Source organism: Pukyongiella litopenaei (assembly GCF_003008555.2).
GTDB lineage: Bacteria > Pseudomonadota > Alphaproteobacteria > Rhodobacterales > Rhodobacteraceae > Pukyongiella > Pukyongiella litopenaei.
The window spans coordinates 2,555,982-2,578,825 of record NZ_CP027665.1; the positions used below are offsets into that span (position 1 = coordinate 2,555,982).

Below are 22,844 nucleotides of genomic sequence, written 5' to 3' on the forward strand. Positions count from 1 at the left end.
TACTCCGACAGCGGTTGCGTGGCGGCCCGTCCTCAGCCGGGCTGCACCGGGTCGATGACCCGGCCATGTTCGAGAAACGAGGTGACATTGGCGAGAAGCCGCCGCGCCATGTCTGCCCGGCAGGCATCCGTGGCGCTGCCGATATGCGGGGTCAGGACCACGTCGTCGCGCCCCAGCAGACCGGGATCTACCTCGGGTTCCGCCGCGAACACATCGAGCCCGGCGGCCGCGAGCCGGCCGTCCTCGAGCGCCGCAACCAGCGCCGCCTCATCCACGATGCCGCCGCGCGCCGTGTTGACGAGAACGGCGCCCCTGCGGACCTTGTCCAGCCGGTCCGCATCGATCAGGTCGCGCGTCTGCGGCCTGAGCGCGGTATGCACCGACAGGATATCGCATTGTCCCATCAGCGCATCCAGGTCGGGCTGGTAGGCCGCGCCGGTGGTGGCTTCGGCCTCGGGCCGGCGGGTGCGGTTCCAGTAGAGCACCTCCATGTCGAACCCGCGCGCCCGCCGGGCCACCGCCTGGGCGATGGCGCCGAACCCCACCAGCCCCAGCGTCCGCCCATGCACCCGGCCGCCCAGCGGCGGCGCGGTGCCGGACGCGGCCCATTGACCGCCACGCAGGAACCGCTCGGCCTGTCCGATACGGCGGCAGGCGGCGAGGATCAGGGCAAAGGCCAGATCGGCGGTGTCCTCGGTCACAACCGGCGTGTTCGACACCGCGATGCCGCGCGCCGCGGCGGCGGCGAGGTCGATATTGTCCACGCCGACACCGATATTGGCGATCAGGCCGACCCTGCCGGGCAGCGCCGCGATCGCCTCGGCGGGCAGCGGGTCGAGCGACGTGGTGCAATGCACCTCGGCCCGGTCCGGAACCTCGCCGGGCGCGGCAACCGGCAGGAACTCGACCGCTTCGCCGCCGATCTCGATTTCCGGCACCGGCAGGGGCCGGGCCAGCGTTACCGTTCTGGTCATTGCCTTTATCCTCTCACCGTCACGCCTTGATCGCGGCGCGTTCCAGCCGGTCCAGTTTTTCCGTGTCGCGCGCGCCGCCCTTGTCGGCCGAGGCGGCCATCAGCCCGAAGATCCGCAGCGAGGTCGAAACCTGGCGGACCCGGTTCACCGGCCGCCATGCCTTGTCGCCGCGGGCGTTCATCTCGGCGCGACGGCGGTCGAGTTCCTCGTCGCTCACGTCCAGGTGCACCCGGCGGTTGGGGATGTCGAACTCGATCGGGTCGCCATCCTCGACCAGCCCGATCACGCCGCCCGAGGCCGCCTCGGGCGACACATGGCCGACCGACAGCCCCGAGGTCGCGCCCGAGAACCGCCCGTCGGTGATCAGCGCCGCCTTGTCGCCCAGCCCCACGGCCTTGAGCATCCCCGTCGGCGTCAGCATCTCGCGCATTCCCGGCCCGCCGCGCGGCCCCTCATGGCGGATCACCACGACGTGACCGGCCTGCACGGTGCCGTTGCGGATCTTTTCCAGCGCCTCCTCCATGCTTTCGCTGACGATGGCGGTGCCGCGGAACTGCCAGAGGTTCTCGGGCACGCCCGCGCTTTTGACCACGCAGCTGTCGGGGGCCAGGTTGCCGCGCAGGACCGCCAGCCCGCCTTCGGCGGTAAAGGCGTGGTCCGCATCGCGGATGACCCCGGTTGCGCGGTCGGTATCCAGTTCGCGGAACCGGCTGGACTGGGAAAAGGCGCGGATCGACCGGATGCCGCCGGGCCCGGCGGAGAACAGCCTGCGCGCCTCGTCGTTGGCGGGATCGGTGATGTCCCATTCCGCCGCGTATTCTGCCACCGGCTTGCCCAGCGCGGTGGGGTTGTCGCGGTTGTAGAGCCCCGCCTTCAGCAACTCGGAGACCACCGCCATAACGCCGCCGGCGCGGTGCATGTCCTCGATGAACACCTCATGCGCCGAGGGCGACACCTTGCACAGGCAGGGGGTTTCGCGGCTGATCCGGTCGAAATCGTCGATGGTGAAATCCACCCCGGATTCCTGCGCGACGGCCAGCAGGTGCAGGATCGTGTTGGTCGAGCCGCCGATTGCCATGGTCATGCGCACCGCGTTTTCCAGCCCCTCGCGGGAACAGATCGCGCGCGGCAGGACACTGTCATCGCCGTCGCGGTAATAGGCATGGGCCATCCCGACGATCCGATGCGCGGCCTTGCGGAACAGGTCCTCGCGGTCGGTATGGGTGGCGACGATGGTGCCGTTGCCCGGCAGCGCCAGCCCCAGCGCCTCGGTCAGGCAGTTCATCGAGTTTGCCGTCCCCATCAGCGCGCAGGAGCCGCAGGTGGGGCAGGCGCTCTCTTCGACCGCGTCGATTTCGGCCTGGGTGGCGTCCGGGGCCCCGGCGACATAGATCGTGTCGATGGCGTCGATGCGCCGGGTTTTGCCGCGATAGTCGAACTTGCCCGATTCCATCGGCCCGCCGGACACGAAGATGGTGGGAATGTTCAGCCGGTTCGCCGCCATCAGCATCGCCGGGGTGATCTTGTCGCAGTTCGACAGGCAGATCAGCGCGTCGACCGCATGGGCGTTGGCCATGTATTCCACCGCGTCGGCGATGATCTCGCGCGAGGGCAGCGAATACATCATGCCCTCGTGCCCCATGGCGATGCCGTCATCGACGGCGATGGTGTTGAACTCCTTGGGCACCCCGCCCGCGGCGCGGATTTCCTTGGCCACCAGCCGGCCCAGCGCCTGCAGGTGCACATGGCCGGGAACCATCTCGGTAAAGGAATTGGCGATACCGATGATCGGGCGCCCGAATTCCTCGGGCGCGGTGCCGGTGGCCCGCCACAACGCGCGCACGCCCGTGTTCATCGGTCCGACCGTCACCCTGTCTGATCGCAGTTTCATCTCGGTTGTCTCCTCTCAGGCAGCTTCGGACTGCGCGCCCAGAATGGCAGCACGCAGGGCGTCGCGTTTGGTTTGCGCCGCGGCGGCGTGGCGTTCGCGCACATGGCCGTAGCCGCGGATATGTTCGGGCAGGTCCAGCAGCTCGGTCAGCGCCTCGGCCGCGCCGGTGCCCCGGTTGGCCAGGGCAAGGTCGATATCGTCGTGATAATCGGCCAGCAGGCGGCGCGAGAGCCTGGCCTCGGCATTGTTGCGGAACGGGTCGAGCCGCGTGCCGCGCAACGCCCGCAGCCGGTTCATCCAGGTAAAGAACCGCAGCGCGGTCTTGCCCCTGACCGGCCCCTTGACCGGCTTGCCGGTCCTGGGATCGGTGCCGCCATATGGCCAGGCCCCGAAATGGAAGGTCAGTTCCATGTCGCCTTCGAAGGTCTCCTCCAGCGTCTTGCGGAACGAGGGCTTGGAATAGAGCCGCGCCACCTCCCATTCATCCTTGACCGCCATCAGCTTGTAGAGCCCGCGTGCCACCGCCATCTGGGCGGCCGCCGGCAGGTCGGCCGCGCGGATCTCGGCCATGCGGTCGGCATAGCGACGGGCAAAGGCGGCGTTCCCGTAGGCGGTCAGTTCCTCGATCCGGCGCGCCACCACCTCGTCCAGCGAGGGGGGCCGGTGCGCCTCGAGCAGGACCGGCGCGTCATCGCCCATCAGCCGCCGCGCGGCGTCAGGCTCGGCAAATGCCAGCCGGCCCAGGCTGAAGGCCTGCCTGTTGCGGTCGACGGCCACGCCGTTCAGTTCCATGGCGCGGTGGATCGCCTCCAGGGAAATCGGGATGCCGCCCTGCTGCCAGCACGCGCCCATCAGCACCATGTTGGCAAAGACCCGGTCCCCCATGACCGCCTCGGCCAGCTCCTGCGCGTCCAGCGCCCGGGCGTCATCGCCCAAAACGCGGGTCATACGCTGGAACTGCTCGTCGCCGTTCAGCTGCCAGTCGGGGTTCTTGGAGAACTCCGAGGTCGGCACCACGGTCCGGTCGGTCACCGCCACGGATTTGCCCGCGGTCAGCTTGGACAGCGCCTCGTCGCCCGCCGCGACCACCAGGTCGCAGCCGATCAGCGCATCCGCCTCGCCGGCGGCGATCCGGGTGGCGCGCATGTCCTCGGGGCGGGTGGCGATCTTGATATGGCTGTGGACCGCGCCGTATTTCTGCGCCAGCCCGGTGATGTCGAGATTGGACGAGAAATAGCCGTCGGCATGGGCCGCCACCGCCAGCGTCTGACCCACGGTGACCACGCCGGCGCCGCCGATGCCCGAAACCAGGATAGACCACGACCCGTCGATGGTGCGGGTGGCGGGCAATGGCAGGTGGCCGACCTCGATCACCGCCGCGTCGCGCCGCACCTTGCGCGGGGTGGCGCCGGTGACGGTGACGAAGGACGGGCAGAACCCCTCGACGCAGGAGAAATCCTTGTTGCAGGACGACTGGTTGATCTTGCGCTTGCGCCCGAACTCGGTCTCCAGCGGCTCGATCGCCATGCAGGCCGAGACCGTGGAACAATCGCCGCAGCCTTCGCAGACCTCGGGGTTGATGAAGACCCGCTTGTCCGGATCGGCCCATTTGCCGCGCTTGCGCAGGCGGCGGCGTTCGGTGGCGCAGGGCTGGTCATAGATGATGACGGTCACGCCGGGTTTCTGGCGCAGCTCCTTCTGCACCAGTTCCAGTTCGGTGCGCGGATGCACGGTGACGCCGGTGCCGAGGTCCTTGCCGTCGTATTTCTCCGGCTCGTCGGCCACCAGCGCGATCCGCTCGACCCCTTCGGCCCTGAGCTGGCGCACCATCTGTTCGGGGTTGATCTCGCCGTCATGGGGCTGCCCGCCGGTCATCGAGACGAAACCGTTATGCAGCAGCTTGTATGTGATCGGCGCGCCAGCCGCGACCGCCGCCCGGATCGCCATCAGGCCCGAGTGGAAATAGGTGCCGTCGCCCATGTTGGCAAAGACGTGTTTTTCATCCGTGAATGGGAACTGGCCCAGCCACATCGCCCCTTCGCCGCCCATGTGGCTGACCGAGTTGGTCTTCATCGGGTCGCGCAGCATCGCCATCGTGTGACAGCCGATCCCGGCCAGCGCGCGGCTGCCATCGACCACCTGCGTCGAGCGGCCATGCGGGCAACCGGCGCAGAAGGACGGCAGCCGCATCGCTCCGGCCCCGAGCGCGACCGGCGCTTCGGGGCGGTTCGGCAGCGACAACCCGCAGGCCGGATCGGTTTCGTTCGCCACCCGCACCAGAACGCGGGTGATCTGGCCGGGGTCGATCTCACCGGCATTGGGAAAGGCGCAGTCGGCGGCATCCGGCGCATAGGCCTGCCCGGCAAAGGTCTTGCCGACGATGCGCGGGGCCATGTCCGAACCGTAGAGGATTGCGCGGATCTGGTCTTCGAGCAGCGGCCGCTTTTCCTCGACCACGATGATCGTGTCGAGCCCGCTGGCGAAATCGCGGATGGCCCCGGCATCGAGCGGCCAGACCATCCCGACCTTGAGCCGTTTGACCGGCAGGCCGCGGATCTTGCCGTCGCGATAGCCCAGCCCGGCCAGCGCCTGCGACAGGTCCTGCCACGCCTTACCCGCGGCGACGATGCCGATACGGGCCTCGTCGGGGCCGTCCTGCCGGTTCAGCCCGTTGGCGCGGGCATAGGCCAGCGCCTTGCCCAGCTTCACGTCCCACAGCAGCCGTTCCTGTTCGGCCACCGGAACGAAGGGCTTGATCGAGCTGTCCGGCACCTCGCCCTCGGGCAGCACGATCCGGGGGCTGTCGGGCGAGACATGGACCGAGCCGCCGCCCTCGACCACGTCGGTCACCAGCTTCATCCCGGCAAGGGTGCCGGCATAGCGGCTCATCGCGATTCCGTGGAGGCCCATGTCCAGAACGTCCTGCGCATTGGCGGGCGCCAGCAGCGGCGCGCCGAGCGAAGCAAAGTTCAGGTCAGAATAGCAGGCAAGCGTCGAGGATTTCGCGCCGTGATCGTCGCCCACCAGCAGCAGCGTGCCGCCCCGGGGGTTGGTGCCGGCGAGATTGGCGTGCCGGATCGGGTCCATCGACCGGTCCAGGCCCGGCGCCTTGCCGTACCAGATCGAGAACACCCCATCCACCTTCGCGCCGGGGAACAGCCCCACGAGCTGCGCGCCCCAGGTGGCGGTGGCGGCGATGTCCTCGTTCAGCCCCGGCTGAAAGACGATGTTATGGGCCTTCAGCGCCGCCTCGGCCTGCCACAGGCTCATGTCATAGGTGCCCATCGGCGAACCCCGGTAGCCCGAGATGTAGCCGCCGGTGTTCAGCCCCGCCGCCGCATCGCGCTTGCGCTGCTGGATCGGCAGCCGCACCAGCGCCTGCATGCCTGTCATGTAGACCCATCCTTCGTCCTGGGTCAGACGGTCTTCCAATGTCATTTCCAGCCGCTTGGCGGGGACATGAACGGTCATCCTGTCGTCCTTTCCTGGGTGCGGGTCAGTCAAGCAGACCCGAGGTTGCGATCGGGCGCAGATAACGGGTCATCTGCATGTTGGGGGTGGTCGAATAATACGCGATCACGGCGTCCCTGGACGGCGAGACATAGAGCCCCTGGTCCATGAAACCGCCCTTGTAGAGATCCCCGTCCGGCCAGATGCAGTCCCATTGCCGGGCATTGCCCAGCATGGTGTCGTCGCCGAACCGGTCGATGAACACCGGGCCGTCATGGCCGTTGAGGAAAAAGGACCGGTCGCGGGTGCCGGTCTGGATCCGCCGCAGGGTGTCGCCGCTGACGACCTGCCTGTCCGCCACCCGGTTCCAGCCCGGCGTGAACAGCATGCCGAACCGCGCGAGATCGCGCAGGCGGCTGGACACCACGCCATGCGCCAGCGCCACCCCGTCGGGCGACAGATGGACCTGCAGCGCCGCCTCGGCGCCCACATGCGACCATGCGCGCGCGCGGAACATCTCGGACCAGGGCTGGCCTGAAACCGCCTCGGCCAGCAGCACCAGCACCTGCGTGCAGGGCGAGCCATATTCGAATTTCGCGCCCGGCGTGTCGGAACGGCGGCTCGCCTGCAGCACCTCCAGGAGGGTTTCGACACGCCCGCCATGGGGGGCATTGAACTCGGCCAGGAACGCCCGGATCGCGATCGAGGACGGATCGCTGCGGGTGACGTCGTTTTCCTCGCAATCCATGCCCGGCGTCATGTCGAGGGCGTCGCGGACGGCCACGTCATGCCAGTCGGTATCGCGCAGCGCGGGCAGGTAGTCGCCGATGCCGCGGCTTTCGTCGATCGCGCCATCCTCGATCAGGTGCTCGATCATCAGCCCCGCCAGCGGCTTGGCGCAGGACGCCCAGAGATGTGAGGCATCGGCGCGCATGCCGGGATAGGCCTCGGCCAGGACCTGGCCGCCCTTGATCACGGCAAAGCCGCGCGCACCGCTTTCGGGATGGTGCAGGAAGTCGCGCAGGCTGAGCCGGCCCAGGTCCGTTTCAGCCATGATGTCGAAGAGGCGCGGCTCGGACGCTTGGCCCAGCGGCGCGGGCGGGCGGGGGCTCTGGATCACCGCCGTCGGCATCGCCTCGGCGATATGGGTGCACCACCAGCGCGCGACATCGCCGCATTCGAGCAGCTTCGACACCGTGACCTGCGCCCGCAGGCGGGCGGTTTCCTCGGCCGAGTAGAAATCCTGTGCCACGTTCATGTCAGCAACCTTTCCATTCATTTTTTCGCCTGCCCCGCTCACAGCAGCCCCAGCGACAGCCACGGAAGCAGGGTGATCAGGATCAGCCCGATGATCATCACGCCGATATAGGGCAGCACCGCCATCACCAGTTCGCCGAATTTCTGCTTGAAGGTGACCATGGCCACCATCAGGTTCAGGCCCACCGGCGGCGTGAGATAGCCGATTTCGAGGTTCACGATCATGATGATCCCGAAATGCACCGGGTGGAAGCCATAGGCCTGCGCCACCGGCATCAGGATCGGACCGAGGATCAGGATGGCCTCGTTGGTGGTCATGAAGGCGCCGACCGCCAGCAGGATCAGGTTCACCACCAGGATGAAGGCGATGGGGCTGTCGATATAGGCGCTGGCCAGGTCGACGATCTGCGCGGCCACCCGGTATTCGGTCAGGATCAGGTTCAGCGACAGCGCCACCGCGATCAGCGGGAACAGCGCGCCGCCCAGCTTGGCGGTTTCGGTGACCACGTTGAAATACATCTTCGGGGTCATCTCGCGATGCACGAAGAACTCGATCACCAGCGCATAGACCAGCGCCACCGCGGCGCTTTCGGTGGGCGAGTAATAGCCCGAGTAGATCCCGCCGAGCAGGATCACCGGGAACAGCGCCGCCCAGATGCCTTCGCGCAGCGCGGTGCCCAGTTCGGCCCAGTCCATCCGCTGCGCCGGCTGATGGCGGTTGGCCCAGACCGCATACAGCGCCATCAGCGCGATCAGCACCAGCCCCGGCATCACGCCGGCCAGGAACAGGTCGACGATCGAGGTTTCCGTCACCAGCCCGTAGAGGATCAGCGGGATCGACGGCGGGATGATGATCCCCAGCGTGCCGCCCGACACCACGGTGCCCAGCGCGAAGCGATTGGTATAGCCCGCTTCCTTCATCGCCGGGTAGAGAACCGATCCCACCGCGATCATGGTCACGATGGACGAGCCGGAAATCGCCGCGAAGACGGCGCAGCTGATGATCGCCGCCACGCCCAGCCCGCCGCGGGTGGGCGCGGTCAGCGCCCGGACGATGCGCACCAGCCTGCGGGCGGCGCTGCCCTCGGTCATCACCGCGCCGCACAGCAGGAACAGCGGCACCGACAGGATCAGCTCCTTGTTGAGCGAGGTCCACATGTCCTCGACGATGTAGTCGAGATAGCCGTGCCCCCAGACCAGATGCACATAGGCGATGGCGGCGATCAGCAGGATGGTCAGCGGCTGGCGCAGCACCAGCAGCAACGTGATCAGGGCAAGAAGACCGAGCGCGCTCATTCCGGCATCTCCTCACGGGCGGGGGCAGTGGCGGGCCAGATGGCAAAGAAGACATAGCGCAGGCCGGCCGAGGCAAAGCCCAGGGGGATCACGCTCTGGATGATCCAGACCGGCCAGTCGAGCCCCGGCATCACCGTGCCAATATCGCGTGACGCGGCCACGAAGACGTATCCGTAATAGGCCACCGCGAGAAACAGCGCGCCGCTCAGCGCGTTGGCCAGACGGTCGATCGCCGGTCCCCAGCGTTCGGGCACCCAGCCAAAGGCCACGCGCGGGACGATCTGGGTGCCGGTGGCGACGCTGATGCCGAGGCCGGAAAAGGCGCCGATCACCAGCATGAACAGGGCGATCTTGCCCGATCCGTAGATGCCGGTTGATCCCATCTCGAAGCCGAGCGTCTGTCCGACCGGCCCGATCACCTCGCGGCCCGCGACATCGGCGAATATCAGGGCGCCGATCAGGGTAAAGGCGATCACGGCGATCCAGCGTTCCAGCAGGTGCCAGCCGTTCAGGAACCGTGTCACGGCCGTAGGTACGGTATTGGATGTCATGGCGAAGGGTCCTCTTGCTTCCGGGCGCCGCCCGGTGGCGGCACCCGTCCGTCAGAGTTCGACAGAGGTCAGGAGCCGCAGGCGGCCTTGCCGTCTTCCATCAGTTTCAGGATGGCGGCACCGTCCTCGCCGTATTCCGCGGCCATCGCCTGCCAGAACGGCGGCAGCTTGTCGCGGAACGTGGCGGCCTGCTCGGCGCTGACCTCGACGATCTTGCCGCCGCCCGAGGTGTGGAGCTCGCGCATCTTGTCCTCGAAGCCGAACACCTCGTCCATCACCTGTTTCGAGTTGAAACCCGCAAAGGCCCGTTTCACCGCGTCCTGGTCCTCGGGGCTCAGCTTGTCCATCACGCGCTGGCTCATGGCGAACATGGCCGGCCCGTTGCTGTAGTTGTATTCGTTCACGATCGGGTAGATCTTGTTGAACCCCGACGGGATGTAGAACGTGTAGACGGTCGGGTAGAAATCGATCAGGCCGGTCGACGCCGCCGAGGCCGCTTCGCCCGGGCTGACCGGCACCGGGTTCGCCCCCAGCGCCTTCCAGTATTCGGTGTTGATCTTGTTGACCGAGATGCCGACCTTCAGGCCCTGCACGTCCTCGGCTTTCGTGATCTCGCGGTCGGACATCAGAAAACCGTTGCCGACCTCGGCCCAGGTGCCGAAATAGACGCCCTTGGGGCCCAGCCGCGCGCGCAGCTCGTCGGTCAGGTGGTTGTCCTGCACGCAGGCGCGCTGGTCGTTGGAATCGAAGAAGCCGTAGAGCTGCATGAGCCCGACCTCGGGTGCCTGCTGCGCCCCGGCGCTGATGGTGTAGAGGCCCAGTTCGATCCGGCCCCGCGCCAGCTGCGCCAGCGTGTCGTTTTCGGTGCCGAGCTGCGAGTTGAAATAGGGCTCGACCCTGAGCCGCCCGTCGCTCTCTTTGGCGATCGCTTCCGCCAGGCGGTTCACCTGCGCGCCCCAGGGCGTCGGTTCCGGTGCCACCGTCGCCAGTTTCAATACGGTTTCGGCCTGCGCGGCGATGGTGAGGCCGGCAGTCAGCGCGCCGGCGGCCACGAGTGTCCTGATAATCTTCATATGTCCTCCTGTAACCCTTGCGGGTTGTCCTGTGCGCACAGGCTGTCGCAGAACCAACATTCAAACAAATTTACATTTCTTGATTTTACATTCGTGATGTGAATAATTCAGGCTAACCCGCCGGAATCGTTGCGCCGCCGGACCCGGCGGGCCGATCCGACGTTGCGTCAGAAAGCTGCGGGAAGGGCGGAAAATGCAGAATCTCACCCAGTTGCAGCACTTCCAGCTGGTTGCACGCGAAGGCAGTTTCGGCCGCGCCGCGGAACTGGCCCGCATCACCCAGCCGGCGCTCAGCAACTCGATTCGCGCGCTCGAGGACCGGCTGGGGTCGCAACTGATCGAACGATCGGAACGGCCGGTCCGGCTCACCCCGTTCGGGCGGAGCATCCTGGACCGGGTCGACCGCGTGCTGTTCGAGGCCCGCAACCTGGACCAGGAACTGGCCAATCTCGCCGCCGGCAAGAGCGGGCATGTCCGCGTCGGCATGACGGCGACGTTCTCGACCAGCCTCGCCGGCCCGATCATCGCCGAATGGCACCACGCCAACCCCGATGTGAAGCTCGACCTCGTCATCGACGAAACCGTGAAACTGTTGCCCGGACTGCGCGACGAGGCGCTCGACCTGATGGTCGGCGATGTCCGCGATCTGCCCGGCAATTCCGGTGAATTCGACTATGTCGAAATGCCGCCGCACAAGGGCGGCGCGTTTTGCCGGTCAGGTCATCCGATCCTGAAAATCCGCAGACCCGTGCCGGAAGATCTCGCGCGGTATCGCTTTGCCGGGACCCATTTTCCCGCCGAGGTTGCCGATGCCATTGCCCGTTTTCTCGGCGGGGCGGATCAGGCGCGGGACCTGATCGTCATCAACAGCCACAACATCGCCGCTCTGCGCGACGCCGTGGCCGAAAGCGACCTGATCCTGCTGACGACCGGCGGCACGGTGCGCAACATGCTGGCGCTCGGCATTCTCAAGCGCATCCCGATCGATTTCGACATTGTCGGACTGTGGTCCGTCGTCACCCGCAAGGGCCGCGTCACCCATCCGGCGGTGCCGCAGCTGATCCGCAAGATCACCGAAGTCAGCCGCCGCGAACATGACCACCGCCTGACCCCCTATACCTCGCAATACATGCGCAGATGAACGCAGGCGCGGCCATCAGATGGTCCGTTCGCGGTTGAACCTGCGCGAGGGCAATGCCGGTGCCGGGATCAGGCAAACCCGGCGGGGTCCGGCGCCTCGGGCGCGGGAAACGCGCGCCAGGCGCCGCGCCAGTAATCGGTGAGGGCGCGCAGCAGGTCGGGGCCAAGCTCCAGGCGGGCAAAGGGGTGCGGGGCGAAATCCGGGGCGCTCCGCACGGTCGCGGGAAGATCGGCGATCTGCCACAGCCCCCGGGTCAGCGCAAAGCTGGCGATCAGCAGGCCGACGCCCTTGCCGGAGGGCAGCGCCAGCGCCTCTTCCACCGCGTGGCCGGTGTTCTCGAGGATCTCGGCGAACCGGAGCTTGAACTCGAGAAGCCTGTCATCGGACAGATTGGGCGCGAGCAGCGCGTAGCCCATCGAATCAAGGCGCATCAGCGACGGGTTCGCCACGATATGCCCGGCCAACTGCGCGATGAAACCGGCCACCTTTTGTTCTGGCGTCCCCGGCGCCGACCTGAAGAACCGGTTCACCCGGTCGATGAAGGCCCGCCATTCCCGCACCTGGAGCGTGACGAATATCTGTTCCTTGCTGTCGAAATAGAGATACACCGTGCCTTTGGCCAACCCGGCCCGCGCGGCTATGGCCGCCACCGACGGCAGGCGGCGGGTGTCCTGCAGGTAGAGGTCCAGCGCGGCCGTCAGGATGTCCTGCTGCCGCGCTGCCTTGTCCTCGGCGCCGGTGGCATATCGCACCATCGGATCAGCTGGCGTTGCGGAGCGAACGGCCCATCATCCGCAGCATCACCCCGCGCGGCATCAGGCGCGATGAAAATGCTGTCAGCCGGTTCATTCCGCCGGCGATGACACTGCGCCGGCCCTTCAGCATCGCCTTGATGCCGATCGCGGCGGTCTGCGCGGGCGCGAGCATGGTCGAGCGCAGCATCGCGCTGGGCTTGTGGCCCGAGACGGACAGGAACCCGGTATTCATGATGCCCGGCGACAACAGCGTTGACCCGGTATTTGGTTCAGATGTCTGCGGCCAGTATCTCCAGGGCGTCCTGTTTCCTTGCCGACAGGACGAGGTTGTAGCCGCGTGCCGCGAGCTGTGCCGCGAACTCGGCGCCCAGGCCCCCTGTCGCGCCGGTGACCAGCGCCCATTTTCCATTGCCATTCATGTCAGATCTCCAGATGACCACCGGCGGCAGCTATTATGACCACCGGTCATTTTCAACCCTTGGCTAAAGTTGTTCCGATGTAATCGGGGTTCGAGGTTGGTGGATGCAACGGACAGTGCCGCAACCGCGACAAAAGCCACCCGTCGCAAATGACCCTTGCCCAGTTCGCAAACCGCCGTGGCAGCGGCACGCAGCACCGCGAAATCCAGAGCTTGCAGACCTGCCGATGGGATCGGGATGCCCGCAGACGCGATCAGAGATCTGCGTCAGACAAACATCAATACCGGTCAGCCGCCGGGATGTTGCGATCTGCTCGTGAGACAGGTTGGGACAGCGCCTCTCACACCGATCGGCGGCTCACCTTGGGTTCGCCGCGGCCTTATCCCGCCGCGCCATCAACCCCCGCCGGACCCCGGCCGAAACCTGCCTGTCACCGCACGGATCGGAGCCGTGATCCGCCAGGACCGGCTCTGGTAGATCTGGTCCAGCGCCTTGCGGTGCGCCTGCGCGGCCTGGCGCTGCGCCTGCTTGGCTTCGCGTTCGACCTGTTTCTTCATATTCTCGGTGCGCCGGTTCAGATCGGTGATCTGGATCTCAGCCTGTGTCAGCCGTGCCTTGAAACGCGCCTCCAGCCGGGTTTCCAGATTGTCATAGGCCTCGGTAAGGGTTCGATAGGCATCACGGTTTGTGGCTGCATCCGCTTTCGCCGCCTGCAACGCATCCCGATGTTTTGCGCGCTCGTCGCGCAGGGTCTTGTCGTGTTCCGCCTTCTGCGTCCGGTTCTCTTCGGCCAGCGACCTGTTGCGCGCCTGCAGTTGCTGGATATCGGTCTGCATCCGGGTCATGGTCTTTCTGGCATTTTGCAGCTCCTGCTGCAGACCGCGCGTGAGCTGGTCGAGCCCCTGCAACGCGAACTGGACCTTTTGATCCACCTCGCCGTTCCCGCCTGTCTGCGGCGCGGCGGTCTGTGCCGTCCTGTCCGCTTCCGCACGCAACGCGTTCATGATCTCTGCCAGTTCATCGGCGGCATCTTCGCCTTTCAGGGTTTCCTGCACGGCGGAAAGTCGCAGCATCATGTCGCTGTCTTCAGGGCTTGCCTTCATCTTTCCCTCGGGTCCGTATTCGTTCTGGAAAAATCTGCTTTCTCTCATCGCCTTGGCCAGGGAAAGCATGAGCCGGGCATCTTTCAGATCACCGGCGCGGAGGGTCTTGTCGCCTGATTGCGCGATCCTGTCCGAGAGATCGACAAGGACATTCGATACCTCGATGGGCTCGGCAGTGGCGCGGTCCAGCTTTGCATGAAACACCTCGTCGCCCTGCGCCTCGGGTTCGGGCAGCCCGGCCAGCCCGGCCAGTTGCGACAAGGCACCGTGCGGATCCGATCGCCATCTTTCAAACGGCAGGATGACCGTATCGTCGGGCGCATCGCGCAGCGTGTAATACTGGCGCTGCAGGCAGCGGGCCTGGGCGAGGTCGGACCGCGTTCCACAGGCCATGTCAAACGAGTGGAGCGTTTCCAGAATGTCGCGCGTGGCCCATACGAATCGGAGTTCCACTCCGACCGTCTCTGCTGCCCTCTGCCAGAGCGGCAGGAAAACGGCAGCCAGGGGGAACTCGATGGCGAGTAGCCGACCGTTCGCCCGCCTGGTTTCTTCCTGCAGATAGGTGGCCAGGGCCGCTTGGGCCTTGTGCACGTCGGTGTTCTCGCGCCACCCGCCGGGCCGGAAGGTGATGAAGTCGCCAAGCGCGCGCCAGACGCCGTTCATCAGGTCGCGAATGCGGGTGTCTTCCCCGGTGCCCCGCTGGTTCGCCTCGCTGGGCGGGACCGTGTGATCGGGAACATAGGCCCCCAGTTTCTGCAGCGCCTGCATCGTCAGCGAGGTGCCGCTGTGCCCGGTTCCGACGACAAGCAGCGCCCTGGGCTTCTGTTCGGAGGCGGGGTTCATTTTATGGTTCCTGTCGCGCAACTCTGCGATTTCATGCCGCTTTGATCCATTGCTGGCGCGTTCTGTTGCGGCCCCCGCTCGGATGGTCGATATGAACCTGGGTCAGGGAGACAATCCAGCATGGAATTGTCGGCACCCGAATAGAGGGGCTGAAACCGACCCCTGAGTTGGCGGCTGACTTTCCATGTGTGACGGGAGTCGTCCTTTGACCGGAAGACCACGATGCTGCTGGTGTTTGCACAGACATATCGTGCATTGCTGGTGCAAACACGGTCCTGCCAATCTGTATCGGCGGCGTTGCGGGCGACCGGGGAAAACGCCGGAATTCTGCCATTCCTGATCGCGGACAGGCAGGCACCCGAAACATGGAAGTGATCCTGAGGAACGAAGAAGCTGGGGCAGGAGCGATGCTGTGCAAAAGCCGTTTCGTCCGGTTCTTCGAAATAGAAGATCGGGCTCAAACGCCCGCAGACATCCGCTTGCGATGCGCGATAGTAATAGGCGAGATCCTCCAGGTAAAAGCTGGAATAGAAATCGTCATCGTCCATCTTGGCCCAGAAATAGCCCGTTGCGGCGGCGATGGCGCGATTGAGGCATTCCCCGATATTGGCGCTTTCACTGAGAAAGTAGACATGCTCGTTCTCGTGCAGATCGGGCAGATCGATCGCTTCATCGGTGTTCATGACCACGATCAGTTCGCGATCGGGCCAGGTCTGGCGGCGGAACGTGGCGAGGATGTCGGGCAGCAACCAGATGCGTTTAGTGGGCACGACGGCAGTGCCGCGCAGGGGGCGTTGCGGAACGGCCGAGGCGGCAGCATCGCCGAGAATGGCGGACGCATGGTCCGCCGTCCAGACATGATGGCGCATCACGTCGCGATACAATGCCAGCCATCGCCGTTCGCGGAGCCAGAGCGCCCTGAACGTCAGGCGCAGGCGCATCAGATCGACAGGTGCGAATATCCGGTCGAGGGCGTTGAGGATCGTGCTTTCGCCGGGCGGGTCACCAAACATCACCGGGATCGCCCCCGATGCGATCGCATCGAGCGCGAGTTCCTCCAGCTCTCCCATGGTGCGCAGGCTGGTGCCCGGTATGATCACGATCCCCGCGTGCTGCATCAGCATTCGTTGCTGATGCCGTGACAGGTCCGACGCCATGGCCAGTTGCCGCGACGGCATTCGCACCTGCAGGGAGCGTGGCACGAATTGATAGCGGAATTCGGCGATCAGGCAGGTGTCGTCGCCCGCCTTGTCGAAGAAATCCGCGAAATCGGGAAACTGGAACAGATCGGATCCGGCAGGCACCAGCACCCGATCCCAGTTCCGCCCCTGCAGGGAAAACGGGCTGCAGGCAGTGGGGTCGGTGCTGCGGGGAACAACGACCGGTGTCCTCGGAAGGCCGGACCAGTCGCGTGCGCCTTCGACGGTGACGGCCGACGTCCGATCCAGCGCCTCGCGCCACATGTGAACGGCAGACGGGCTGGTGGTGACCACCATCCGGGTGTCAATCCCGGCAGTGTCCGCAAGTTCGAACAGCCGTTTTCCGGCTTCGGGCAAGGCACCCGTCAGGCTGCTGAAGGCCAGCGACCAGTCACCCGGTGCGCTGTCATTCACGGTCTCGATCAGGATCAGGTCCAGATCCAGCATCGCGATCTGGGTGTCGCAACAGGTCTCGCGCAGCCAGACGACGTGACAGAACCCGTCCAACCGTTCGCGCAGCCGCGCCGATCCGATGAACCCGACCCGCGCCGTCGCACCGTTCGCGGCCCGGAGCCGCGCCATGCGGAGATCGTAATCATCCGCGTCAGCACTGCCTTCCAACTCTGCCAGAACCGCATCCCAGTCGCCGGTGGCGCTATGCCAGCGTGCCAGCACGCGCGCTTGTTCGACGGGCACGTCGCGCAGCAGGGTTCGGGCGGGATGGTCCGCCGATGCTCCATATTCCGACGCAAAGTCCTGCCAGCGCTCTGCCGCCGTTTTCTGCAGGGATGCGATCAACTGCCCTGCCTCGCGTGGCCAGAACAGGTCAAGCGGGGCAAGCTCCAGCACCTCGGCGACGACGCCCTCGGGCAACGTGATCTCCAGGCGGTCGGCATCCGGTGGCGCGACAAGGTAACGCGATGCCGTGCCCGCGTTTCGCTGCCGGTCCGAGCCTGCCGGCGCTGGCAGCGTTTCTACCCGGCACGGGTCGGCATGCGGAAGCGATCTGGTCTGGCAGAACAGGTCGGCCGTCACCTTGCGGTCATCCGCCGAAAGAAACAGCAACCCGATCTCGGTCACCCAGTCGTGGGGCATCCCGTCGCCTGCGCAGAGGCGAATACGCAGCTGGTATGTCTCACCGGGGCGGACGGAAAAGGAATGGGTCTCGCTCATGTGTGTCCGCCACCTGGTTACCGCCCACGCACCGGTTGCCGCCTGTCACGACGAACCCTGCGAGCCCATCGGTATTGCTTTGGGCCGAACCTTGTCAACCAGCCGCCCCGGCGTTGCGTTTCCCTGTCATAGACGCCGGCCTGGCTCCGCCGGCCATGCGATGACTTTGGAAACCGGCCGGTCCTCACGGTCCTGCCGTCGCCGTGCACCCCGCATGCGGGGCGGGGCGGGGCCGCCGGATCCCCGTTTCCGGCGCCGGGGCAATGGGCGCCGGGAACAGGCGGTGGAACGCCGGAACGCCGAATATCGGCCGTGCCCGTGTTGCAATGGCCCGTGCTGTGTTATGATGGAGGCCTGACCGCTCTGGTGGGTCCACAAAACATCCCGGTCACGGACCGTTGTGTTCGCATGCGGATCGTTCAGACAAGCCTCGTGTCGACCTGAACAAGGAGTAGAATCATGAAGAAGCTGGCAGCCGTTGCCCTGCTGTCTCTTGCAGCGGCATCCCCGATTCACGCTCAGGGCACATCATTCTGGGAAGGCGGCTATGTCGGTGGCCAGATCGGGTATACCTATGGCGATTTCAGCCTGAATCTCGGCAATTTCGACAATGACAGCGTCATCGGCGGTCTGACCCTCGGTTACCTCTGGGCCGTTGGAAGCGGTTGGTATCTCGGCCCGGAATTCCAGTATGATTTTGCCGATGTCACGGTGGTGGACCCCAATACCGGCAATACCGCGACGCTGGACCAGATCGGTCGCCTGAAGCTCATCGCGGGCCGGGAAGTCGGCAGTGGCTTTCTCTACGGCAGTATCGGCTATGCCTATGGCAATATCGACGGCCTGGGGGGCTTCCTGGATGGTGATGGCGACAGCTATGTGCTGGGCCTGGGATATGACTGGCAGCTGACCGACACCCTGTCCCTGGGCGGCGAATATCAGTTCCAGTCGTTCAAGAATATCGGAACCTCGGGGGGCGATGTCGACGTGAACTCGATCTACATCAAGCTCGCATACCGGTTCTGACCGGGCGATCCGGCGTAAATCCCGGTGTCGCCTTGTATTCGCACGCTTGGCGGCACCGGAAACTGCGCGCATAGTCGCCGGGGATGACAGGCGCGACCCGGTTCCGGGGCGGGCCGTTCTGTCGGTTTGGGCGAGGTGACGATGACAGATGAGGCGACACGGCTGACACGGGTCACGTCGAGCCACTGGGGCGCGTTCGAGGTTGATGTGGCGGGGGACCGGATCGTCGCGACCCGCCCGTTTTCCGGGGATCCCCAACCGCCGCGTATCCCCGAGATCCTGCCGGCGGCGGTGCACCACCGCTCGCGGGTGGCGCGCCCGTCCATCCGCCGTGGCTGGCTGGAACACCGCACCGCGGCGGGGCGGGGCAGCGAGGATTTCGTCGAGTTGCCCTGGGACGAGGCGCTCGATATCGCGGCAAAGGACATCGACCGGGTGCGCCGCACCCATGGGAACGACGCGATATTCGGCGGGTCCTACGGCTGGAGTTCGGCCGGGCGGTTCCACCACGCGCAAAGCCAGGTGCACCGGTTCCTCAACAGCATCGGCGGCTATGTCGCCTCGTTCGGCAGCTATTCCACCGGCTGTGCGCAGTCGATCATGCCGCATGTCTTCGGCGTGGATTTCCTGAAGCTGCTCTACGAGCACCAGGACGGCTGGCAGACCATCCACGACCACACCGAAACGCTGGTCATGTTCGGCGGCATCAACCCCAAGAATGCCCAGGTCAGCATGGGAGGCATCACCGAACACGAAACGGCCGGCTGGTTCGACCGCTTCGCCGCCAGCGGCATTCGCTGCATCAATATCGGCCCGCAGCGGTCGGACGCGCCCGAGGGGTGCGACTGGATATCGCTGCGTCCCGCCTCGGACACGGCGCTGATGCTGGCGCTCGCCCATGTGATCGAAACCGAAGGGCTGGCCGACCACGACTTCCTTGACCGCTATACCGTCGGATATGACCGGTTCCGGCCCTACCTGCTGGGGGAAAGCGACGGCTGCCCCAAGACCCCCGAATGGGCCGCGCCGCTCTGCGGGGTCGATCCCGAAACCATCCGCGCAACGGCGCGCCACATGGCCACGACCCGGACTTTCATCACCGTCGCCTGGTCGTTGCAGCGGGGCGAACACGGGGAGCAGCCCTACTGGATGTCGGCCGTTCTGGCGGCGATGCTGGGCCAGATCGGGCTCCCCGGCGGCGGTGTCGGCTATGGCTATGGCGCGATCGGCGGTGTCGGCAAGTCGCTGATCGGGCTGCGCGGCATGACCCTTCCGCAGCTCACCAACCCGGTCACCCGGGTGATCCCCGTCGCGCGGATCGGCGACATGCTGCGGAACCCCGGCCAGCGCTACGATTTCAACGGGCGGCGCGACACCTTCCCCGATATCCGGCTGATCTGCTGGGCCGGCGGCAACCCGTTTCATCATCACCAGGACCTGAACGCGCTTCACGAGGCATGGCAGCGCCCCGAGACGATCATCGTCAACGAACCGTGGTGGACCGCGACGGCGAAACGCGCCGATATCGTGTTTCCGGCCACGACGCCCTATGAGCGCGAGGATATCGGCCGGTCCAATCTCGACGATTACCTGTTTCACATGCCCCGGCTGATCCCGCCCGTTCACGAGGCGCGCGACGATTATGACATCTTTGCCGGCCTTGCCGCGCGTCTCGGCGCCGGCGATATCTATACCGAGGGGCTGAGTTCGGAGGACTGGATCGCCCGGCTCTACGCGGAATACAGGGCCTGCGGCGCTGAACAGGGCGTCGAGATCCCGGATCTGGAAACCCTGAAGGCAGAGAACTGGGTCCGGCTGCCGATCCGGTCGGACGGCCCCAACCGGACGCTGTTCGCCCCGTTCCGCGAAGACCCGGACCGCGCCCCCCTCGGCACGCCGTCCGGCAGGATCGAGATCTTCTCGGAAACGATCGACGGTTTCGGCTATGACGATTGTCCGGGCCACCCGGTCTGGCTGCCGCCGGCCGAATGGCTCGGGGCCGCCACGCCCGCGACCCCGCTGCATCTGGTGTCGCCGCAGCCGGGCGACAAGCTTCACAGCCAGCTCGAAAGTGCGTTGGCCGATGTCGAGGGCGCGCGGCCGGAAATCCTGATCCTCCATCCCCAAGACGCCGCCGCGCGCGGCATAGAAACCGGCGATCTCGTGCGCGTGTTCAACGCCCGCGGTGCCTGTCGTGCCCGCGCCCGCGTGTCGCGGGATATCCGGCAGGGTGTCGTCGCCCTGCCCACGGGGGCCTGGTATGGCGATCCGGGCGGGAATATCGACCCGCATGGCAACCCAAACGTGCTGACACGCGATGTCGGCACATCGCGCCTCGGGCAGGGCAGCAGCGCGCATACGGCGCTTGTCGACGTGGCGCGGCTGGAGGCCTGACGCGACCCGCGCGCGCGCCGGCAACACCGTCAATCGCCCGGGCGGGGGACGGGGTGTGGCAGGAGGTCGCAGGGAAATGTTGCGTCGTGCCGCTTCTCATCATATGATACGACTGTCCGAATTGCGGGAATCCCTGGTCGATGCAGGAACGGCAGATCCAACTTCTCGAGGCCATCGCCGGCGCGGCCAGCCCGCCCAGCGTGCGCGAGCTGGCGGAACTGACCGGGCTGCCGCGGGCCACGATCTACCGCAACATCACCTCGCTCGTCGATTGCGGCTTTGTCGAGACGGTCGATGGCGAGAACCGCTATGTGCTGGGGATGCGGTTCGTCAGAATCGCGCTGACCGGCAAATCGGATGCGCATGTCATCAACGCGACATCGGCGATGATGCTGAAACTGGTCCAGGAACTCGGTGAAACCGCGTTTCTCGCCCGCTATCGCGGCGGGCGCGTCGATCTGGTCCATATCGAGGTGCCGACCGATCCGACGCAATCCTATATCTATCCCGGTCTCGGCCCGCGCCCGGCCCATGCCTGTTCGGCCGCCAAGGTGATCGCCGCGTTCATCGCGCCGGAACTGCGCGACGACCTGGTCGAACCCTATCCGGTGCGGTTCAACCGGAACACCATCACCGATCCGGACCAGATCGCGCGCGAGATCGAGCAGGTGCGGCATCACGGCTATGCCATCTGCGACGGCGACATGGAGGACGGGGTCGCCAGTATCGCCGTGCCGATCGACATCGACCGGTTGGGCGCGATCTTCAGCATCGGGCTGGTCGGCCCGTCGAGCCGGATCACGCCGATGATGAACAGCCGGATCCTGCCGGTGCTCACCGCCGAGGCGGCGCGCGCGGCGGCGGCGATCCAGCATTGTTCGTTCATCGAGGCGGAAACCACGAATACCGAGGCTCCGGCCGCGGCACGGGAGGGCCGGGTCGGAGCGCATTGACATCATTCACGTTCAAGGGAGGAGATGAACATGAACAGACGGGAATTCAGCACGCTGGCGGCGTCGGCGATGGTATTGGGCGGCAGCCCGTTCCGCGCCTTTGCGGACGAAACCTGCCAGTCGCCCTATATGCCCAAGATCACCGGGACCGAGGAATTCATCTATGTCTGGACGCTCGGGGTCGAAGGGATGGGCGATGAGCAGGACAAGCTGGTCACCATCGACGCGCGCCCCGATTCGTCCACGCGTGGGCAGGTGATCAACTCGGTGTCGGTCGGCGGCCGCAACGAGGCGCATCACGGCGGGTTCAACTCCGACCGGCGCTATTTCTGGACCGGCGGGCTCGATACCAACCGGATCTTCATCTTCGATGTCCATTCCGATCCTTCGACCCCGAAGCTGCACAAGACCATCGACACTTTCGTGAAGGATTCGGGCGGTGTCGTCGGCCCGCATACGTTCTTTGCGCTGCCCGGCCGGATGATGATCTCGGGGTTGTCGAACGACGGCGATCACGGCGGGCGCACCGCGCTGGTCGAATACAGCGACGAGGGCGATTACCTCGCCACCTACTGGCACCCGACGGCCGAAGACATGCAGGGGGCCGAAGCGGTCGGCGACGCGGTCGCGGACGGGTTCGGCTATGACATCCGGGCGCTGATCCGCAAGAACATCATGCTGACCTCGTCCTTCACCGGCTGGTCGAACTACATGATGGATTTCGGCCAGATGCTGCAGGATGGCGAGGCGATGAAACGCTTTGGCAACACCGTGGTGCAATGGGACCTGCACACGCGGCAACCGAAAAAGGTGTTCAACGTGCCCGGCGCCCCGCTGGAAATCCGGTTCCCCTGGGGGGCGAATGCGAACTATGCCTTCACCTCGGCGGCGCTGACCTCGAAACTGTGGCTGATCTACGAGGATGACGGCGGCGAATGGCAGGCCAAGGAGGTGGCCGATATCGGCAATCCCGCCGATATCCCGCTGCCGGTCGACATCTCGATCGCCGCCGATGACCAGACGCTCTGGGTCAACTCGTTCATGGACGGCAAGACCCGGCTCTTCGATATCTCCGATCCCCACAATCCCAGCCAGATCTACGAAAAGCAGATCGGACGGCAGGTCAACATGGTCAGCCAGAGCTGGGACGGCAGCCGCGTCTACTATACCTCGTCGCTGCTGTCGCAATGGGACAAGAAGGGCGAAGACGACGAACAGTATCTCAAGGCCTATAGCTGGGACGGCACCGAGCTGACCGAGGACTATTCCGTCGACTTCTACGAGCTGAAGCTGGGACGGGCGCATATCATGCGCTTCGGCAGTTCGGCCCTCTACACGTCGTAGGC

At 65.8% G+C, this 22,844-nt stretch carries 17 protein-coding genes; 5 read left to right on the forward strand and 12 right to left on the reverse strand.

Translation table 11 applies throughout. The features are described from left to right. Window positions 1-32 precede the first annotated feature (32 nt). The 7 genes from C6Y53_RS12750 to C6Y53_RS12780 all read right to left on the reverse strand — a co-directional run bounded on the left by C6Y53_RS12750 (window position 33) and on the right by C6Y53_RS12780 (window position 10,492). Entirely contained in the window at window positions 33-974 is a 942-nt protein-coding gene (locus C6Y53_RS12750) for a 2-hydroxyacid dehydrogenase (protein WP_106472761.1), read from the reverse strand. Between the two features lie 19 nt (window positions 975-993). Continuing rightward, window positions 994-2,865 (reverse strand): dihydroxy-acid dehydratase, encoded by a 1,872-nt coding sequence (ilvD, locus tag C6Y53_RS12755; protein ID WP_106472762.1) that lies wholly within the window; start codon window positions 2,863-2,865, stop codon window positions 994-996. Window positions 2,866-2,880: 15 nt separating this feature from the next. Further along, entirely contained in the window at window positions 2,881-6,336 is a 3,456-nt protein-coding gene (locus C6Y53_RS12760; RefSeq protein WP_106472763.1) for an indolepyruvate ferredoxin oxidoreductase family protein, read from the reverse strand. A 25-nt stretch (window positions 6,337-6,361) separates the two neighbouring features. Beyond that, on the reverse strand, window positions 6,362-7,573 hold the full coding sequence (locus C6Y53_RS12765) for a serine hydrolase domain-containing protein (protein ID WP_211299380.1): 1,212 nt from the start codon (window positions 7,571-7,573) through the stop codon (window positions 6,362-6,364). Between the two features lie 38 nt (window positions 7,574-7,611). Then, the gene (locus C6Y53_RS12770) at window positions 7,612-8,868 is read right to left on the reverse strand and encodes a TRAP transporter large permease (RefSeq protein ID WP_106472765.1); all 1,257 of its coding nucleotides are present in this window, start codon (window positions 8,866-8,868) and stop codon (window positions 7,612-7,614) included. Further along, window positions 8,865-9,419, reverse strand: a complete 555-nt coding sequence (locus tag C6Y53_RS12775) for a TRAP transporter small permease (RefSeq protein WP_106472766.1) — start codon at window positions 9,417-9,419, stop codon at window positions 8,865-8,867. The genes C6Y53_RS12770 and C6Y53_RS12775 overlap by 4 nt, the downstream gene beginning before the upstream one ends. Before the next feature lie 68 nt (window positions 9,420-9,487). Continuing rightward, on the reverse strand, window positions 9,488-10,492 hold the full coding sequence (locus C6Y53_RS12780) for a TRAP transporter substrate-binding protein (RefSeq protein WP_211299381.1): 1,005 nt from the start codon (window positions 10,490-10,492) through the stop codon (window positions 9,488-9,490). Between the two features lie 193 nt (window positions 10,493-10,685). Here C6Y53_RS12780 and C6Y53_RS12785 point away from each other — a divergent pair, with 193 nt between their 5' ends. Next, window positions 10,686-11,633: a LysR family transcriptional regulator gene (locus C6Y53_RS12785; RefSeq protein ID WP_106472768.1), complete on the forward strand. Its 948-nt coding sequence runs from the start codon at window positions 10,686-10,688 to the stop codon at window positions 11,631-11,633. A 68-nt stretch (window positions 11,634-11,701) separates the two neighbouring features. On the opposite strand, the gene C6Y53_RS12790 is transcribed toward C6Y53_RS12785, so the two are convergent. From C6Y53_RS12790 to C6Y53_RS12810, 5 genes are all read right to left on the reverse strand, one after another. Then, complete coding sequence (locus C6Y53_RS12790) at window positions 11,702-12,388, reverse strand: TetR/AcrR family transcriptional regulator (RefSeq protein ID WP_106472769.1); 687 nt, start codon at window positions 12,386-12,388, stop codon at window positions 11,702-11,704. Between the two features lie 4 nt (window positions 12,389-12,392). Beyond that, window positions 12,393-12,575, reverse strand: coding sequence for a hypothetical protein (locus tag C6Y53_RS12795; protein WP_149615526.1), 183 nt, complete (start codon window positions 12,573-12,575; stop codon window positions 12,393-12,395). An 82-nt stretch (window positions 12,576-12,657) separates the two neighbouring features. Next, window positions 12,658-12,807: an SDR family NAD(P)-dependent oxidoreductase gene (locus C6Y53_RS12800; RefSeq protein WP_106472771.1), complete on the reverse strand. Its 150-nt coding sequence runs from the start codon at window positions 12,805-12,807 to the stop codon at window positions 12,658-12,660. 395 nt (window positions 12,808-13,202) lie between these two features. Continuing rightward, on the reverse strand, window positions 13,203-14,753 hold the full coding sequence (locus C6Y53_RS12805; protein ID WP_106472772.1) for a hypothetical protein: 1,551 nt from the start codon (window positions 14,751-14,753) through the stop codon (window positions 13,203-13,205). Beyond that, on the reverse strand, window positions 14,750-17,125 hold the full coding sequence (locus C6Y53_RS12810) for a glycosyltransferase family A protein (RefSeq protein ID WP_149615527.1): 2,376 nt from the start codon (window positions 17,123-17,125) through the stop codon (window positions 14,750-14,752). Before C6Y53_RS12810 ends, C6Y53_RS12805 begins: the two co-directional genes overlap by 4 nt. 459 nt (window positions 17,126-17,584) lie before the next feature. On the opposite strand from C6Y53_RS12810, the gene C6Y53_RS12815 reads away from it, so the two are divergent. From C6Y53_RS12815 to mtoX, 4 genes are all read left to right on the forward strand, one after another. After that, window positions 17,585-18,151, forward strand: coding sequence for an outer membrane protein (locus tag C6Y53_RS12815; RefSeq protein WP_106472774.1), 567 nt, complete (start codon window positions 17,585-17,587; stop codon window positions 18,149-18,151). Between the two features lie 141 nt (window positions 18,152-18,292). Beyond that, entirely contained in the window at window positions 18,293-20,545 is a 2,253-nt protein-coding gene (locus C6Y53_RS12820) for a molybdopterin-dependent oxidoreductase (protein ID WP_106474100.1), read from the forward strand. 140 nt (window positions 20,546-20,685) lie between these two features. Continuing rightward, on the forward strand, window positions 20,686-21,498 hold the full coding sequence (locus C6Y53_RS12825; RefSeq protein ID WP_106472775.1) for an IclR family transcriptional regulator: 813 nt from the start codon (window positions 20,686-20,688) through the stop codon (window positions 21,496-21,498). Between the two features lie 30 nt (window positions 21,499-21,528). Then, on the forward strand, window positions 21,529-22,842 hold the full coding sequence (mtoX, locus tag C6Y53_RS12830) for a methanethiol oxidase (protein WP_106474101.1): 1,314 nt from the start codon (window positions 21,529-21,531) through the stop codon (window positions 22,840-22,842). The last annotated feature ends 2 nt before the right edge of the window (window positions 22,843-22,844 follow it).